Raw genomic sequence first — 16,029 nt, forward strand, 5'->3', positions numbered from 1 at the left:
GGTGCTTCAGGTGCTTCAGGTGACGTTGCCCTGGGCGTCGTACATCGCCTTGACCGCGTCGTCGAAGTAGGCGGCCTCGTTCCAGCCGGTCGAGGTGACGGTGCTCATCACGCCGTTGACCGATCCGAGGCCGTTGGAGTCGTTGAACTCACGCAGCCATGGTCCTCCGCTGGAGCCGCCGCCGAAGTTGCACTGGAGCTCGATGCCGTTGTCACTGGCCGCCCGTGTCGTGCCCGTGCAGGCCCACTGGATCTCACCGCTGTCGAAGTTCCCCGGGTAGCCGAGGATGGTGACGGGCTGCGTGCGCGAGAAGTTCCAGCTCATCCCGTGGCCGCCGGTGACATTGACGATCTTGTTGCCGTTGAGGGGCCACGTGGTCACCATGGCCACGTCCCGCCTGAGGTCGCTGCTGTTGATCCAGGCGTTGAACGTGCGCATCTGCTTGGCGGCGAAGGTGCCGAACGGACGGGCGCCGGAGCGGTAGCGCGGCACGTAGACCCAGTTCGTCATCCAGGTGCCGCCGCTGCCGCCGTGGACGCAGTGCCCGGCCGTGACCACCATCTGTTTCGAACCGCTGTTGAGGGCGCTCGCAGAACACGCGTACGTGCCACCGTTGCTGGGGTTGGTGAAGAACACCTTGCCCACCGCGGCGGATTCGTTGATGCGCGGGGCCGCCTGATCGGTACGAGCGGGGGCGGACGGGATCATGCCCGGTTTCCCGGTGGGGCCGGCCTTCGTGGTGGCGGCGCCGGAGGGCGCGGGCGTTCTGTCGAGCGAGACGGCCTTCGCCATCCGTTCCGGTGTCCAGTAGTGCTCCAGCGCGGCGATGTCCTGGGCCGAGTCGACCGGGTCCCCGCTCGACAGGCGCGCGATCCGCCCGGCACTGGTCGCACCGCTCCCGGCGGTGGTGGGATCACCGGCGGCGCGCTCGGTCTGGGTGCTGGTCTGCGCCGGGGCGGGGGCCGCCTCGGCTGTCGTTGCCGTACCTATCAGCGCGAGCACGGTGGCCGCGGCCAGCGGAAGTATCGCGTGTCTGAGACTGCGCACGAAGTAGCTCCTTCGAAGATCGTGGGAGGGCGCACTCGGGAGTGGAGTGCGTACTTCTGACGGCATGACCGACATGGCTGATCGATGTGCGGGGCGCACAGCGAACCTAGGCCGGTCGAGGACATGCCAAACAGGCTCAGATCAGCCGCTCTGTTCTTGACACGGGGTAACCCTGCCTATTCGGTCGGTCCGGATTTCCGCTTGCTCTCCGGCGGTCTCGACGTGATGTACGGACTCCGGCTTCATCAGGACACTGCGCAGGACGCGCGCCCCGTCGGCGAGGATGCGCGCGGATGCGGAGTCGACAGCGGTCGGAGTGGCCGGTTCGACGTTCGGGAAGTGACTGACGATGTCCGGTTCGGGCTGTTGGTGGAGTGTCAGGTACTCAGTGGGCGGGAGCAGTTGGACGGTGAGCCACAGGGCGGCGGAGGCGCAGGCGTGAGCATTCCGGGCTGATCTCGCCGAGGTGGAGGCGGAGGTGAAGCAGGTGTACGGCGAGTCGTGGAGGTGGAAGCGGCCGACCTCGGGGTCGCGGAAGAGGGCGGCGCCGCAGCCGTAGGGCTGGAGTCCGTGCTTGTGCGGTCGACGACGAGCGAGTCGGCCCGGGCGATGCCCCGCCAGGGCTCGTCGGAAGCCCCTCGGGGCCGTCTGCGCCAGCGAGGAGGGTGAAGAACCCGCCGTACGCGGCCTCGACGTGGACGCGGACGCCATGGCGTTCGGCGATGGGCAGGGCCAGGTGGACGGGGTCGACGGCACCCGGTCCGGTGGTGCCGGCGGTGAGGACGACCGTGCCGACCTCCCCGGTGCGCAGGACGTCCTCCAGAGCGACGAGGCCCCTACGGCCCCGGTCGTCGGTGGGGCCGGGGTGCTCCTTCCCCCCCCCGAGAACGTGACACATATGGCCGTGGGTGTAGCGGGCGACGCTTCGGACTGACCCGTCGCGGACGCGGGCATCCCGCGGATGCCCGGGTGCCCGCCACCGGCCTCACGCCACGTGAAGGGTCGGGCGTCAGCCGCCCAGGGCCGTGAGCACCACGGACCGGGCCTCCTCCTGGACCCGGGCCAGATGGTCCGGGCCGAGGAAGGACTCCCCGTAGATCTTGTAGACGTCCTCCGTGCCCGAGGGACGGGCAGCGAACCAGGCGGTGGCGGTGGAGACCTTGATGCCGCCGAGGGCGGCGCCGTTGCCGGGGGCCTCGGTGAGGACCGATGTCACCGGGTCACCGGCGAGGGTGTCGGCGGTGACCTGGCGCGGGGACAACTTGGCCAGCAGCGCCTTCTCCTCGCGGGACGCCGGGGCGTCGACGCGCGCGTAGGCGGGGGCGCCGAAGCGGTCGGTCAGCTCGGTGTAGTGCCGCGAGGGGGTCTTGCCGGTGACGGCCGTGATCTCGGAGGCGAGCAGCGCCAGGATGATGCCGTCCTTGTCCGTGGTCCACACCGAGCCGTCGCGGCGCAGGAAGGACGCGCCGGCCGACTCCTCGCCGCCGAAGCCGAGCGTGCCGTCGGACAGTCCGTCCACGAACCACTTGAAGCCGACCGGGACTTCGACCAGTGGGCGGCCGACGTCCGCCGCGACCCGGTCGATCATGCCGGACGACACCAGGGTCTTGCCGACGCCGGCGCCCGCGGGCCACTGCTGCCGGTGCGAGAAGAGGTACGAGATCGCCACGGCCAGATAGTGGTTGGGGTTCATCAGGCCCCCGTCCGGCGTGACGATGCCGTGCCGGTCGGCGTCGGCGTCGTTGCCGGTGGCGATGTCGAACCGGTCGCGCCGCTCGATGAGGGAGGCCATGGCGTACGGCGAGGAACAGTCCATCCGGATCTTGCCGTCCCAGTCCAGCGTCATGAAGCGCCAGGTGGGGTCGGTGAGCGGGTTGACCACCGTCAGGTCGAGCCCGTGCTGTTCGGCGATGCGGCCCCAGTAGGCGACCGAGGCGCCACCCAGCGGGTCGGCGCCGATCCGTACGCCGGCGGACCGGATCGCCTCCAGGTCCAGCACCTCGGGGAGGTCCGCCACGTAGGCGCCGAGGAAGTCGTACCGGCCGGTGCCGGGGGCCGCCAGGGCGCGGGCGTAGGGGACCCGCCGTACGTCCTTCAGGCCGGCCGCGATGATGTCGTTGGCGCGGTCCTGGATCCAGGAGGTCGCCTCCGAACCGGCCGGACCGCCGCTCGGCGGGTTGTACTTGAAGCCTCCGTCGGCGGGCGGGTTGTGCGAGGGCGTGACGACCACGCCGTCGGCGAGACCGGACGTACGGCCGCGGTTGTGGGTGAGGATGGCGAGCGAGACCGCCGGGGTGGGCGTGTAGCCGTCGGTCTGGTCGATGAGGACGGTCACGTCGTTGGCGGCGAACACCTCCAGGGCCGTGATCCGCGCGGGCTCGGACAGGGCGTGGGTGTCGGCGCCGAGGAAGAGGGGGCCGTCGGTGCCCTGGGCGGCGCGGTACTCGCAGATGGCCTGGCTGGTGGCCGCGATGTGGTCCTCGTTGAACGCCGCCGCGAGGGACGAGCCGCGGTGTCCCGAGGTGCCGAAGGCCACCCGCTGTCCGGGCTCGGCGGGGTCCGGCCGCAGCGCGTAGTACGCAGTGACCAGACGGGCCACGTCGATGAGGTCCTCGGGCCCGGCGACCTGCCCCGCTCGCGCGTCCTGCATTTCCCCGCTCCTCCGTAAAGCTCGACCGTCGAGGACCGTCGAGTACGGTCCTCCGAGTACGGTCCTCATTCTCCCCTGCCCGGCCGGCCGTGACGCACGCGCACCGGGCGGCCGTTGTGGCGTGCGTGTCCCGCGGGTGCGACCATACGGGTCGATGAGCGAAGGGACGTCGATGTGAGGCAGGAGGACCAACGGCCGCCCGCCGCCGCGCTGTTCGACGCGCTGGGTCCCTCCTACGAGAAGGCGTTCGCGCGTGCTCCCGCCCATCTGTCCGCGCTGGGCTGGCTGATCGAGCGGCTGCCGCCGGCGGCGCGGACGCTGGACGTGGGCAGCGGCACGGGCCGGCCCACGGCGGCCGCGCTGGTCGAGGCGGGCCACTGGGTGCTGGGCGTCGACCTCTCCCCCGTCATGGTGGAACTCGCCGCCCGTCAGGTCCCCGAAGCCGAGTTCCGGCACGGCGACATCCGGGACCTCCCCCTCGACGCGGACTCCTTCGACGGCGTGTGCGTGTTCTTCTCGCTGCTGCAGATGACGCGCGCCGAGCAGACGGCGCTGACGCGGCGCCTGGCCCGCGCCCTCAGGCCGGGCGGGCATCTGGTGCTGGCCACCGTGCCCGCGGACGTGGAGGACGTCGAGGTGCTCTTCATGGGCCTGCCGGTCCGCGCGACCAGCTTCGCCGAGGAGGGCGTCGTCGGCATGGTGGAGGCGGCGGGACTGACGGTCCTGTCCCGGCACAGCGCCGTGTTCACGCCGGACCACCCCGACGCCGGGCCCGAGCCCCATCTCTTCCTGTACTGCCGTCGCGACGGGACCGGGAACTGAAGCACGGTTGATGTGCGGTTGATGAGCGGCCGACGCGTGGCTGATGTGCGGCCGACGCGTTGCTTCCGGGCGGGCGCTCTCGCTCGGTGTTCGGGCGCGCCCTTTCGGCATCCGGCCTCCCGGCCGCGCCCGTCACGGTCGCGTCCTACGGTCGCGTCGACGCGGAGAGCGGCACCAGCATGGTCACCGCGTCCAGCAGTCCGGACGGCCGCGGCAGTTCCTCCCGAGTGCGGCGGCCCCAGCCGGGGCCGCACAGAAGGACGGGGCTCTGTCTGCGCGCGCCGCGGATCCCCCAGCGGGTCGCGGCGATGTGCTGGGCCAGCGCCAGGCCGGCGGTGGCCCGCGACTGGGCCCACAGGGCGACCGCGGCCGGGGCGACACGTCGTACGGCCGCGTCCAGTGCCTCGGCCGGGACCGCTCCGCCGAGCATCAGCACCGGGACGTGCCGCTCCGCCAGCGCGGCGGCGAGCGCCTCCATCGGCAGCGTGTGGTGCTCGTCGGGGAGACAGGCCAACAGGACGGGCGCGGCCTGCCCCGCCGGTCCCGGCGTCGAGAGGTACATGTGCCGCAGTGTGGTGGAGATGTGCCAGGACAGCAGGTGCTCGACCTCCACGTACCGGTCGCCGGAGGACTCCCACTTGCGGCCGACCGCCCGAAGAGTGGGCGCCATCACCTCTTCCCACGCCACGACGAGCCCGTAGGCGCCCACGACGGCCAGGAGTTGTTCCTGGACAGCCGCCGAGTCCAGCCGGACGGCGGCACGGGCCAGGCCCCGGCATTCCTGGCGTACGTCGCCCAGGGGCAGGGCGGAGGCCGGGGGGTGACCACGCCGCGCCCGGACGGCCGGGGCAGCGGGTGCGGGAACGCCGACGTCCCCGGGCCGCGCGGCCGGGGTCACGACGGTCGAGCGGGGCACCTCGCCGACCTGCCCCCTCGCCCGCTCCATGGCGGCATGGGCGGCCTCCGCCGGAGGCACTCCCGTGGCCGTCAGCCGGCACATCTCCTGGAGCATCGCCACGTCCTCGGGCGACCAGCGGCGCTGGCGGCCCTCGGCCCGTACGGCGGGCCCCAGGCCGTACCGCCGGTCCCAGGAACGCAGCGTCGTCGGTGACACGCCGAGCCTGCGCGCGAGGAAGCCCGTCGTCACCCCGTGGCGGGGCAGTTCGGCGACCTGCTCGGGCGCGGGGGCGAGGGTGCCGGGCGTGGGACGTTGCGCCATGGTTTGCCTCCTTCCACCCCCTGCGTGAGCCACGGGCCGCATGGGCCACGGCCCGCGTGTCAGCCACGGGCCGTGCGGATCACCGGACTCCCGCACTGCCTGTCTTCCGGCGAACATGGCCGAACGGATGCGCTCACGGAGTTCGCGATCGCGGCAGCCCCCCGTCCTCACCCGCTCCGCTTCACCCGGGAAAGCGGCCCGTGGAACGCAGGTGCCAGCGCCGCTCCGCGTAGGCGAGGTCGTCGCGCCACAGGCGGCCCGCGGCAGCCCGTACGAGCGGTCGCAGCAGCGGCGCCGCCTTGCGGGCCAGGGCGAAACCGGGCCGGTCCGAGGCGGCCACGACGGCCTCCACAACGGCTGTCCGGGGCCGACCCCGGCCGTCGGGAGCGAGCGGTGTCGCATGGGTCTCCACCACCGAGCCCTCGCCCTCGCCCTCGGTGATCCGCATGACGACCGTGCGCGGCTCGGGCGCGGTGAACACCGCCCGCACCGGCACGACGAGTCGCCCGGTGAGCCTGAAGGAGACGTCGACCGTGAACCCGTCCTCCTCCCCGGCGGGCGCGTCGACGACGGTCAGGTCGACGAAGGAGTACGGGTGGAACCAGGCGCCGTGCCACGGATCCAGCCGGTTGGCCACCACGTCCTCCGGCTCGCAGACGCCGACGCCGACGTAGACCGCCGACAGCGCGGCCGCGCGGTCCGGCCGTACCGGCACCACGGGTGCGTCGAGAGGCGACCCGCCGCCCACGTCGTCCAGGCGTACCCAGACCAGCACACCGTCGTCGTACGCGGGCAGCGGCTCCCAGCCCGCGAACGGGCCGCCGGACAGGGCGAGTCCGTGCCAGTGGCACAGGAGGGTGCCGCAGCGCACCGGGCTGTCCTTCAGCGGCGCACCCAGATGGGGGCAGACGCCGGGCCCGGCGACCAGACGGCCGTCCGCGGCACGCCAGACGACGATCTCCCGGCCCGCGATCGTCCGGGCGAGCGGACGGTCGTCCCGGATGTCCCGGGTCGCGCCGACGACGTACCAGTTGCCCGACGGGCGGGCCTGCGCGCGTTTGAGGGCCTCGGCGATCACGGCCGGGCGGGCCTCGCGCCAGGTCGGCCGCTGACGTTCCCAGGGCACCGGGTCACGGTTCAGGGACAGGGGATACCGGCGGCGGCCGCGGTCGGGGCGTCGGGGGCTCACGCGACCTCCTCGTGGAGCGGGTGGGGCGGGGCAGTGACGGCGGTCGGCTCATGTCCGGCGGCGGGCGCGGCGGGCGCGGTGTCCGGCTGCCGCGGTCCCGGCCGCCGTGCCCCGGCGCGCGCCGCCCGTGCCGCCGCCCGTGCCGCCGTCAGGCGTACGAGTCCGTCGACGGCCACCGCTGCGCGCCGTCGGCGGGGGACCACGGCCCGGCGGTGCAGCACCGCGTAGCCGTCGCGGGCGACGGCGTCCAGGATGCCCCCGTACAGCACGAACGCGGTGCGGATGCAGGGGCGTGAGACGGGGTCGAGCAGGGCGAGGCCCGGGGCCGCCTCGCGGTAGACGCCACGGGTGAGGTCCTCGAAGGCCCGCAGTGCCTCGGTGATCCGCCGGTCGCGCCGGCCGGTGCGGCGGCTCCACGACAGCAGTTCCCGGTCCGCTCCGTGCGCGCTCAGCAGGTCGGCGGGCAGGTAGAGGCGGCCCCGGTCGAGGTCCTCGCCGACGTCCCGCAGGAAGTTGGTCAGTTGGAAGGCCACCCCGAGGGCGGCCGCGTGCGGGGCGGCCTCCTCGCGCGGGACCACCGTGCCGAGGATCGGCAGCATCTGCAGCCCGATCACGGCGGCGGAGCCGTGCATGTAGGTGCGCAGGTCGTCGTAGGTCGGGTAGTCGGTGACCTCCAGGTCGCTGCGCATGGAGGCCATGAAGTCGCTGAAGTGCCGGTGGTCGATGGCGTACCGGCGGGCGGTGTCGGCGAGCGCGAGGACGACCGGCTCGTCACCGTCGCCGACGCCGTCACCGATGACGTCACTGATGCCGTCGCCGTCGGTCAGGGCGTGGCCGGCCGTTCGGGCGTGGGCGTCGCGCAGTCCTCGTTCCAGCCGTTCGTGGAGGAGCGCGAGGTCCGCCGCGCGGCGGTGCGCGGGCGCGTCGGTGTCCAGGGAGTCGACGATGTCATCGGCCCAGCGGGCGAACCCGTAGAGCGCGTGCACGGCGGGGCGGCGTTCCACGGGCAGCAGCCGGGTGGCGAGGAAGTAGGTCCTGCCGTGCCGGGCGTTGAGGCGGCGGCAGCGGGCGTAGGCGTCGCGCAGCACCGGCTCGGTGATGCCCGCCGCGTCGAGTTCGCGGGCGGTCATGAGGGGGTTCCTTCCGGTGCGGCCGACGCGGTGCGCCGACGCCTGTGGACGGGGGTCGCGTGTCGGCCGGTGATGCGGGCGGCGGCGAGCTTGCCGGACAGCAGGACGGTCGGCACTCCCACGCCGGGGGTGGTGCCGCAGCCGGCGAGTACGGCGTTGGCGGTGCCGCGTACGAGGTTGCGCGGCCGGAACGGGCCGGTCTGCGCGAAGGTGTGGGCGGCCGAGAAGGGGGTGCCCGCCGCGAGGCCCTGGGCGTGCCAGTCTGCCGGGGTGACGAGCGCCTGCTCCTCGACGGCGTCGGCGAGGCCGTCGAGGCCGCGGCGTTCCAGCTCCCGCAGGATGCTGTCGCGGTAGCGGGGAGCCAGGTCGCCCCACGCGGCGGCGTCCGGTCCGATGTCGGTGTTGGGACAGGGCGCGAGGATGTAGTGCAGGTGGTGGCCGGGCGGGGCGAGCGTCGGGTCGGTGGCGGTCGGGCGGGTGATCAGCAGGGACGGGTCGCTCATCAGGCTTCCGGTGCGGGTGAGTTCGTCGAAGGTGCGTCGCCACGCGGTGCCGAAGGACAGGGTGTGGTGGGCTAGTCGGGGCCAGGTCCGGTCGGTGCCGGCGTGCAGGACGACGGCCGACGGCGCGTGTCTGATCCGCAGCGGGCGGCGCGGCGGGCGGCCCAGCAGGGCGTAGGCGACGGGCAGATCGGGGGTGAGGACGACGGCGTCGCACGGGATGCGCTCATGTGCGGTGACCACGGCGGTGACGCGGTCGCCGGAGCGTTCCAGCCGGGTGACGTCCCGCCCGAACCGCAGGTCCGCGCCCGCTTCGGCGGCGGCGTCCGCCATGGCCCGCGGCAGGGCGTGCATCCCGCCGCGGGGGAAGTACACGCCGGCCACGGTGTCCATGTAGGCGATCACGGCGTAGGCGGCGAGGGCACGCGCGGGCGGGACGCCCGCGTAGAGCGCCTGGAAGGAGAAGACCCGGCGCAGGCGTTCGTCGCGCAGATGGCGGCCGATGCCGGCGTCCAGCCGTCCGAAGCCGCCGAGCGCGGCGAGCCGCGCGAGGTCCGGGGTGAGCAGCTGGAAGGGGGAGTCGAAGTTGGTGTCGATGAAGCGTCTCATCTGCGCCCGGTACAGCCGCTCCAGCCAGCCGCGCAGCCGCCGGTAGCCCGCGGCCTCCTCGGCGCCCGCGAAGCGTTCGACCTCCGCCTCCATGGCGTCGGCGTCGGTGTGGACGTCGAGGCCGCTGCCGTCGGCGAACAGGGCCCGGTAGGCCGGGTGCAGGGGGATGAGGTCGACGCGGTCGCGCAGGGTCGCGCCGACCGCGGCGAAGGCCTCGTCGGCGAGCTCGGGCATGGTCAGCACGGTGGGGCCGGTGTCGATGCGATAGCCGCCGCGCTCCAGGCGTCCGGCGCGACCGCCGGGCAGCGGGTCACGCTCGACGAGGGTGACCCGGCGGCCGGCTCCGAGCAGGTGCAGGGTGGCCGCCAGGCCGGAGAGTCCGGCGCCGACGACCACCACGTGGTCCGTGCGCCCGGGAACGGTCCTGGTCATCGGGCGGCCCCTTCGACGGCGCCCAGCAGCAGCGAGACGGGCACGCCGTCCAGGGGGCCATGGGCGCCGGAGGAGGGAGGCGGCGGTGACGGGGTGCCGGCCGTGGTGTGCAACAGGTCCCGCAGACGCAGTCGGCCCTCCGCCTCCAGCGGGGCGGATTCCAGGTGACGCAGGCCCTGGGCGACGAGGCGCTCGATCTTCGCCTCGACGATGTCGCGCGCGCCGGTGCGGATCAGGACGTCGCGGACCTCGGCGAGACGGTGCTCCGGCAGATCGGCCCGGCAGAGGGACCGCCCCAGTACGGCGAGGGCGTGGCGGTCGTCGGCCGCCTCGGCCCGGGCCTGTGCCACGGCGACCAGGTAGGTGGGCTTGCCGGCCCGGATGTCGCCCCCGGTGGGTTTGCCGACGTGCCGGGGACCGCCGAAGACGTCGCCGACGTCGTCCCGGAGCTGGAAGGCGATGCCGACGCAGCGGCCGGCCGAGCACAGGGCCCGGGTCCGCGCGGCGTCCGCGCCCGCCAGCGCCGCCCCGAGGGCCAGGGGGCGCTCGACCGAGTACAGGGCGCTCTTCAGGCAGGCGGCGCGGATCGCTCGGGCCAGGGACCTGGAGGAGGTCGCCTGGCCCTGGATGTCCAGGTACTGACCGGCCACCATCTCGGTGCGCATGGTGCTCCACAGCTCGCGCACGGCGTGCTCGGCGGCCGGTGTCGCCCTGGTCGCCGCCACGATGTCGTCCGCCCAGGCCAGGGCCAGATCGCCGGCGAGGATGGCCGCGGCCTCTCCGAAACGCGTCCCGTGGACCGGCTCCGTGACGTCGGCGTACTGCGCGGCGATGTCGGCGTGCAGGGCGAGCCGGCCTCGGCGCAGCCGGGAGCCGTCCATGACGTCGTCGTGGACCAGCGCGCAGGTCTGGATGAGTTCGAGCGCGGCACCGATCCGCAGGGCGGCCTCCGTCTCGGCGGCCCCTCCCCCGCACGCGCGCAGGGCCCACCAGACGAAGCGCGGCCGCATGAGCTTGCCTCCGTCCAGGGCGAAGCGTGCGACCCGCTCTGCCAGATCCCCCGCGAAGACCGGGTCGAGCGCGGCGGCCCGCTCGGTGCGCTCCGCCAGCAGACCCTCCAGCACCCGTCGTACGGCCCCGGGGACGTCGCGGTCGACGGCGTGTGGCCCGCACGCGTCCGCCGGCATGGGTGAGGGTTCCTCCTCACCGGATCCGGGCGGTGACGCTGCCGCGGGGTGATCCTTCGCGTCGCTGGGGCCCATCAGGGTTCCTTCCGTCGCCGGCAACAGCGGTGTCTGCTTCAACGCCTTCCGTGGCAGAGGCGCGCACGGATGCGCCGAAGGAGTGAAAAGTGCGGCCGCTTCGCGCTGGGCGCCCGGCGCACGTGACAGCGCGGCGCGCTGGCGAAGCGACGTGAAGGGACGCGAAGCGCTGCGAAGCGACGCGGTGCGAAGCAATGCGGTACGGCGCAAAGCGCTGCACAGGCGATGCAAGTTGTCTCCCTTCGGTCCGCCCTCGCAGGGTGGGGGAGTCGCAGCAGCCGGCGCACCAGCCGGTTCGAACGGGACGGGTGCCCCGCAGTCCGTCCGTCACCCCGTGGGACCCGACGGACCACAGCCCGCACAAGGAGCAGACGCCATGACTGCCATGACTGCACAGCAGGCCACCAGGCACACCCACGCCGACGTACCGCCCCGGACCCCGGCGGACGACTCCCCCGCGGGCGAGGACCTGGCCGCCGGTTTCGTCGCCGGGGACGAGGGCAGCCTGACCGCCGCGTACCACCGGTGGGGCCCCCTGGTGTTCACCCTGGCCCGGCGCTCCCTCGGCGACGCCCGGGAGGCGGAGGACGTCCGGCAGTCGGTGTTCCTCGCCGCCTGGCGCGGACGCGCCGGGTACGCCCCGGAGCGCGGCCCCCTGGGTGCCTGGCTCGTCGGCATCACCCGACGCAAGATCGCCGACGCCCTGGCGGCGCGGACGCGACGGGCCGAACTCGTGGCGGCGGCCGGGGCACGCCTGACCGAGGCGCCCGTGAACCCGGACACGCTGCCCGACGCCGTGCTCGACCGGGTCCTGATCGGCCGGGAGTTCACCCGGATCCCGGCCCCCCAGCGCCTGGTGCTCACCCTCGCCTTCTACGACGACCTGACGCAGACGCAGATCGCCGAGGTCACCGGCTGGCCGCTGGGGACCGTCAAGAGCCATGCGCGGCGCGGGCTGCGGCGCCTGAGTCACCGTCTGCGGGAGGAAGGTCTCCTGGACGTCCTGGACCCCTCGGTGTGACTCGCGAATCGATGCGGCTCGGTTGACACGAAATCGATGCGGAATCGACGCGTTCCATCTGGAGTTCGGGGACCAGGCGAACCGCTCCCCGTCCGTCGAGCCTGTCGCCGAGGCGGCTCCCGAGGCGGAAAGCTTACGGAAGGTCACCACGAGGAGGGAGCGGCACATGCTGGAAGCCGATGTGGCCATCGTGGGCGCGGGGGCGGCCGGCCTGTCCCTCGCCCACCGTCTGTCACGACGCGCCCCCGGCGAACCCCGTCTGTCGGTGATCCTGCTGGACGCGCCTCCCGGCCCGCTGCGTCCCCCTGGCCGCACCTGGTGCTTCTGGGAGAAGGGGCCCGGCCCGTACGACGCGGCTCTCGGCGCCGTCTGGCGGCGGCTGCGGACGCACACCCCCGAGGGCCGGGTCCTCCAGCACGACATCGCGCCCCTGACCTACAAGATGCTCCGCTCCGACGACTTCGAGGACCTCGTCACCCGCGAACTGGCCCGCGGCGACGAGGTCCGGCGACTGGAAGCAGCCGTCGAGACGGTGGAGGGCATCCCCGAGGGAGCCGAGATCCGCGCCCGGTCCGGCCAGGGCGCCTCTCTGACCGTCCGCGTCCGCTGGGTTTTCGACTCCCGGCCCCTCGGGAGCCTGCCCCCCGCCCGCACCACCCTGTTGCAGCACTTCCGCGGCTGGTTCGTCCGCACCCCACGACCGGTGTTCGACAGCGAAACGGTGGAGTTCATGGACTTCCGGGTACCGCAGCCGCCGGGCGGACTCGCCTTCGGCTATGTCCTGCCCACCGACAGCCGCCGAGCCCTGGTGGAGTACACCGAGTTCTCCCGAGCCGTCCTGCCCAACGACGCCTACGACACCGCGCTGCGTCGCTACAGCGAGGACGTGCTGGGGCTGCGCGGCTTCGAGGTCGTCGCGACGGAGAGCGGGGTCATCCCGATGACCGACGCCCGTTTCGACCGCCGGGCGGGCCCTTCGGTCTTCCGTATCGGTACGGCGGGAGGCGCCACGCGGCCCTCCACGGGCTACACCTTCTCCGCGATCCAGCGGCAGACCCGAGCGATCGCCGCCGCGCTCCGCGCGGGCCGGAACCCGGTGCCTCCGCCGGCCCACACGGCCCGTTCGCGCGCGATGGACGCGGTGCTGCTGAGGGCGCTGGACAGCGGCCGCGTCGACGGCGCCGCGTTCTTCACCCGGCTGTTCTCGCGGGTTCCGGCGGAACGGCTGCTGCGGTTCCTGGACGGGGAGACCCGCCTTCACGAGGACCTCGCCCTCGGCCTGCGCACCCCCGTGCTGCCGATGCTCCGCTCCGCGGCGGAGTTGTCCTGGCTGCCCCATGTCCCCGCCGAACACCCCGCCTCCATTGAGCCGCCCTCCCCCGCCGAACAGCCCTTCTCCACCGAACGGCTCTCCCCGGCAGAACTGCCTTTCTCCGGCGAGCCGTTCCCCGACCGCGCCCCCCGTCGCCCATGACCGGCACCGCGACCTTCCGTGCACCCGACCGAGGAGATCCCATGACGCTGCTCCGCGACGAGGACCTGGCCGCCGCGTTCGACCACGCCTCGCGCAGCTACGACACGCTGGTGTCCGCGAATCCCGGCTATCACGGCCAGTTGCGCCGCTCGGCGCGCCGCCTCGGACTCCCCGCGCGGGGGGCCGGTCTGCGCGTCCTCGACCTCGGCTGCGGGACCGGCGCGTCCACCGCCGCGCTCGCCGCCGTCCTCCCCGAGACCGAGATCACCGCCGTGGACGCCTCGGCGGGCATGCTGGAGCGCGCGGCCCGCAAGCAGTGGCGCGAGGGAGTGAGCTTCGTGCACGCGCCCGCCGAACGGCTGGCCGAGGCCGGTGTGGAAGGGCCGTTCGACGCGGTGTTCGCCGCCTATCTCTTCCGGAACGTCACCGATCCCGACGCCGTCCTGTCGGCCGTGCGCGACGTCCTGGCTCCCGGGGGCCGCCTGGCGGTGCACGAGTACACACTCAGCGGCCGGCCCGTCGACCGCGCCGTGTGGGCTGGTGTGTGCCGCGGCCTGGTCCTGCCTGTCGCGACCGTCCTCGGCGACGGCGGCCTCTACCGCCATCTGTGGCGCAGCGTCGTGGAGTTCGACACCGCCGACGGCTTCGCCGCCCGGGTCCGCTCCCACGGATTCGAAGCCGTGCGGGCCCTGCCGCTGCCCGGCTGGCAGACCGGCATCACGCACACGATCGTCGCCCGCCGGCCGGCCACGGCGGAGGACGGCCGATGAGGGCCCGGCGGGGGAACGACCCGCTGAGGCCCGGCAGGGACCGCCGGATCCGCAGGATGAACCCGGTGCCCGGCGCCCCGCGCTGCATGGGTGACCGGCCTCCGACGACAGCGGTCGTCGGAGGCGGCATCGCCGGACTGGCGGCCGCGACGGCACTCGCGGAACGCGGTGTGCGGGTCACCCTGCACGAACGGGAAGCGACCCTCGGCGGACGCCTGGCCGGCCGGCCGACCGTGCTGTCCGACGGGACCACCGTCACCATGAGCCGTGGCTTCCACGCGTTCTTCCGCCAGTACTACAACCTGCGCGGACTGCTGCGGCGGACCGACCCCGGCCTCGCCCGTCTGCGAGGCCTGCCGGACTACCCTCTGCGACACGCCGACGGCATGTACGACAGTTTCCGCCGCGTCCCGCGCACCCCGCCGTGGAGCGCGCTGGGATTCGTCGCCCTGAGCCCCTCCTTCGGGCTCCGGGACCTGTTCCGTATGAACCCGGTCGCCGCGCTGCCCCTCCTGGACGTGCGGGTCCCCGAGGTCCACACCCGTCTCGACGATGTCAGCGCGCGCGACTTCCTCGACGCGATCCGCTTTCCCGAGGCCGCGCAGCACCTCGCGTTCGAGGTGTTCTCCCGCAGTTTCTTCGCCGATCCGCGCGAACTGTCCGCGGCCGAGATGGTCCTCATGTTCCACATCTACTTCCTCGGCTCGGCGGAAGGACTCCTGTTCGACGTCCCCGACGAGCCCTTCCCCGCCGCCCTGTGGGACCCCCTCGCCGCCTATCTGCGCGGCCACGGCGCCGACCTGCGCACCGGGACCCCGGTCGAGGCGGTCGAACCCACGCCCGACGGCGGCTTCCTCGTCGCCGCCGGTCAGGAGGAACGGCGTTATGACGCGGTGGTCCTGGCCCTGGACACGGGAGGCCTGCGTTCCCTCGTGCAAGGCTCCCCGCGGCTGGCGGACGCCGCCTGGCGCGAGCGGGTGGCGGCGCTACGGAGCGCGCCGCCCTTCCTCGTCTCCCGTCTGTGGCTGGACCGCCCCGTCGCCGCCGAGCGTCCCGGCTTCCTGGGCACCGCCGGCTACGGCACGCTCGACAACGTCAGCGTGCTCGAACGCTGGGAGGGCGAGGCCGCGCGCTGGGCCACCCGCACCGGCGGTTCCGTCGTGGAGCTGCACGCCTACGCCCTGTCGGACCGCACGCCCCATGACGTCGAACAGAAGCGCCTGCTGGAGCAGTTGCACCGGGTGTACCCCGAGACGCGTGCGGCGACGGTGCTGGACGAACGGCACGAGTGGCGGGCCGACTGCCCCCTGTTCTCAGTCGGCGGGTACGGCGACCGGCCCACGGTGCGCACCAGCGACCCCGCTCTGGTGGTGGCCGGCGATCTGGTCCGCACCGGTCTCCCGGTCGCCCTCATGGAGCGGGCGGCCACCAGCGGATTCCTCGCCGCCAACGCGCTGCTGGAGCGATGGGGCGTCAGGGGTCAGACCCTGTGGACCGTCCCCGACGCCGGCCGCGGCCCGCTGCCGCGCCGTCTGGCCCGCCTCGGCGGTCCGATGACGTCGTAACCAGAGGGAGGTCACGGACAACAGCCCGGTGAAGACCACCAGAAGGAGCACGGACGCCCACATGGGACGGCTCCCGGGACGCGTCCCCCCTTCCGCGAGCGCGGACAGCGCCCACAGGAAGGCGGCCGTCCCGTAGAAGGTGCGGATCCGGCGCAGTTGCCGCACGGCGGGCAGCGGCAGCAGGTGGTCTTCTCTCGGCGTCATGCCGCCCCGTGTACCCGTATCCCCACGGTTAACCGTCACATGTGGAGAAGGCGCGGCGGTCAGCGTGGCTGAGCGGGGTGCCCCGGCAGGACGGATGCGACGCGAAGGCGTTCGCACCTGTCCGGCCGGGGACCG

The 16,029-nt window shown here is 73.6% G+C and carries 14 protein-coding genes; 6 read left to right on the forward strand and 8 right to left on the reverse strand.

The window, feature by feature from the left end:
• Positions 1–15: 15 nt before the first annotated feature.
• Both P8T65_RS03165 and P8T65_RS47160 read right to left on the reverse strand, forming a co-directional pair.
• On the reverse strand, positions 16–1,047 hold the full coding sequence (locus tag P8T65_RS03165; RefSeq protein ID WP_316723876.1) for a trypsin-like peptidase domain-containing protein: 1,032 nt from the start codon (positions 1,045–1,047) through the stop codon (positions 16–18).
• Positions 1,048–1,432: 385 nt separating this feature from the next.
• Entirely contained in the window at positions 1,433–1,858 is a 426-nt protein-coding gene (locus tag P8T65_RS47160; RefSeq protein WP_399102957.1) for a pyridoxal-dependent decarboxylase, read from the reverse strand.
• On the opposite strand from P8T65_RS47160, the gene P8T65_RS47165 reads away from it, so the two are divergent.
• Positions 1,757–1,981 carry a hypothetical protein gene (locus P8T65_RS47165; protein WP_399103421.1) on the forward strand — a complete coding sequence of 75 codons (225 nt, stop codon included), beginning with the start codon at positions 1,757–1,759 and terminating at the stop codon, positions 1,979–1,981. The two genes, P8T65_RS47160 and P8T65_RS47165, sit on opposite strands and share 102 nt — an antisense overlap.
• A gap of 75 nt (positions 1,982–2,056) precedes the next feature.
• Here P8T65_RS47165 and pgm read toward each other — a convergent pair whose 3' ends face one another.
• Positions 2,057–3,697, reverse strand: coding sequence for a phosphoglucomutase (alpha-D-glucose-1,6-bisphosphate-dependent) (gene pgm, locus P8T65_RS03175; protein WP_316723877.1), 1,641 nt, complete (start codon positions 3,695–3,697; stop codon positions 2,057–2,059).
• 174 nt (positions 3,698–3,871) lie between these two features.
• Here pgm and P8T65_RS03180 point away from each other — a divergent pair, with 174 nt between their 5' ends.
• Positions 3,872–4,519: a methyltransferase domain-containing protein gene (locus tag P8T65_RS03180; RefSeq protein WP_316723878.1), complete on the forward strand. Its 648-nt coding sequence runs from the start codon at positions 3,872–3,874 to the stop codon at positions 4,517–4,519.
• A gap of 145 nt (positions 4,520–4,664) precedes the next feature.
• Here the strand turns inward: P8T65_RS03180 and P8T65_RS03185 are convergent, their stop codons facing one another.
• The 5 genes from P8T65_RS03185 to P8T65_RS03205 all read right to left on the reverse strand — a co-directional run bounded on the left by P8T65_RS03185 (position 4,665) and on the right by P8T65_RS03205 (position 10,860).
• On the reverse strand, positions 4,665–5,738 hold the full coding sequence (locus tag P8T65_RS03185; protein WP_316723879.1) for a MerR family transcriptional regulator: 1,074 nt from the start codon (positions 5,736–5,738) through the stop codon (positions 4,665–4,667).
• Between the two features lie 181 nt (positions 5,739–5,919).
• Positions 5,920–6,927 (reverse strand): DUF5914 domain-containing protein, encoded by a 1,008-nt coding sequence (locus P8T65_RS03190; RefSeq protein WP_316723880.1) that lies wholly within the window; start codon positions 6,925–6,927, stop codon positions 5,920–5,922.
• Positions 6,924–8,057 carry a phytoene/squalene synthase family protein gene (locus P8T65_RS03195; protein ID WP_316723881.1) on the reverse strand — a complete coding sequence of 378 codons (1,134 nt, stop codon included), beginning with the start codon at positions 8,055–8,057 and terminating at the stop codon, positions 6,924–6,926. The genes P8T65_RS03190 and P8T65_RS03195 overlap by 4 nt, the downstream gene beginning before the upstream one ends.
• On the reverse strand, positions 8,054–9,598 hold the full coding sequence (crtI, locus tag P8T65_RS03200) for a phytoene desaturase family protein (RefSeq protein ID WP_316723882.1): 1,545 nt from the start codon (positions 9,596–9,598) through the stop codon (positions 8,054–8,056). The genes P8T65_RS03195 and crtI overlap by 4 nt, the downstream gene beginning before the upstream one ends.
• Complete coding sequence (locus P8T65_RS03205; RefSeq protein WP_399098242.1) at positions 9,595–10,860, reverse strand: polyprenyl synthetase family protein; 1,266 nt, start codon at positions 10,858–10,860, stop codon at positions 9,595–9,597. Before P8T65_RS03205 ends, crtI begins: the two co-directional genes overlap by 4 nt.
• 385 nt (positions 10,861–11,245) lie before the next feature.
• Between P8T65_RS03205 and P8T65_RS03210 the strand changes: the two genes are divergently transcribed.
• From P8T65_RS03210 to P8T65_RS03225, 4 genes are all read left to right on the forward strand, one after another.
• Positions 11,246–11,881: a sigma-70 family RNA polymerase sigma factor gene (locus P8T65_RS03210; RefSeq protein ID WP_316731460.1), complete on the forward strand. Its 636-nt coding sequence runs from the start codon at positions 11,246–11,248 to the stop codon at positions 11,879–11,881.
• A 166-nt stretch (positions 11,882–12,047) separates the two neighbouring features.
• On the forward strand, positions 12,048–13,355 hold the full coding sequence (locus tag P8T65_RS03215) for a lycopene cyclase family protein (protein ID WP_316723884.1): 1,308 nt from the start codon (positions 12,048–12,050) through the stop codon (positions 13,353–13,355).
• 41 nt (positions 13,356–13,396) lie between these two features.
• The gene (locus tag P8T65_RS03220) at positions 13,397–14,125 is read left to right on the forward strand and encodes a methyltransferase domain-containing protein (RefSeq protein WP_316723885.1); all 729 of its coding nucleotides are present in this window, start codon (positions 13,397–13,399) and stop codon (positions 14,123–14,125) included.
• Positions 14,122–15,690: an FAD-dependent oxidoreductase gene (locus tag P8T65_RS03225; RefSeq protein ID WP_399098244.1), complete on the forward strand. Its 1,569-nt coding sequence runs from the start codon at positions 14,122–14,124 to the stop codon at positions 15,688–15,690. The genes P8T65_RS03220 and P8T65_RS03225 overlap by 4 nt, the downstream gene beginning before the upstream one ends.
• The last annotated feature ends 339 nt before the right edge of the window (positions 15,691–16,029 follow it).

Origin of the sequence: Streptomyces sp. 11x1, from assembly GCF_032598905.1 — a bacterium.
Classification (GTDB): domain Bacteria; phylum Actinomycetota; class Actinomycetes; order Streptomycetales; family Streptomycetaceae; genus Streptomyces.

What these genes read in the sequence shown, in the direction of transcription:
- P8T65_RS03215 (WP_316723884.1), top strand. Translation starts at nt 12,048, where the DNA reads ATGCTGGAAGCCGATGTGGCCATCGTGGGCGCGGGGGCGGCCGGCCTG.
- P8T65_RS03220 (WP_316723885.1), top strand. Translation starts at nt 13,397, where the DNA reads ATGACGCTGCTCCGCGACGAGGACCTGGCCGCCGCGTTCGACCACGCC.
- P8T65_RS03185 (WP_316723879.1), bottom strand. Translation starts at nt 5,738, where the DNA reads ATGGCGCAACGTCCCACGCCCGGCACCCTCGCCCCCGCGCCCGAGCAG.
- P8T65_RS03225 (WP_399098244.1), top strand. Translation starts at nt 14,122, where the DNA reads ATGAGGGCCCGGCGGGGGAACGACCCGCTGAGGCCCGGCAGGGACCGC.
- P8T65_RS03210 (WP_316731460.1), top strand. Translation starts at nt 11,246, where the DNA reads ATGACTGCACAGCAGGCCACCAGGCACACCCACGCCGACGTACCGCCC.
- crtI (WP_316723882.1), bottom strand. Translation starts at nt 9,598, where the DNA reads ATGACCAGGACCGTTCCCGGGCGCACGGACCACGTGGTGGTCGTCGGC.
- P8T65_RS03205 (WP_399098242.1), bottom strand. Translation starts at nt 10,860, where the DNA reads ATGGGCCCCAGCGACGCGAAGGATCACCCCGCGGCAGCGTCACCGCCC.
- pgm (WP_316723877.1), bottom strand. Translation starts at nt 3,697, where the DNA reads ATGCAGGACGCGCGAGCGGGGCAGGTCGCCGGGCCCGAGGACCTCATC.
- P8T65_RS47165 (WP_399103421.1), top strand. Translation starts at nt 1,757, where the DNA reads ATGGCGTTCGGCGATGGGCAGGGCCAGGTGGACGGGGTCGACGGCACC.
- P8T65_RS03195 (WP_316723881.1), bottom strand. Translation starts at nt 8,057, where the DNA reads ATGACCGCCCGCGAACTCGACGCGGCGGGCATCACCGAGCCGGTGCTG.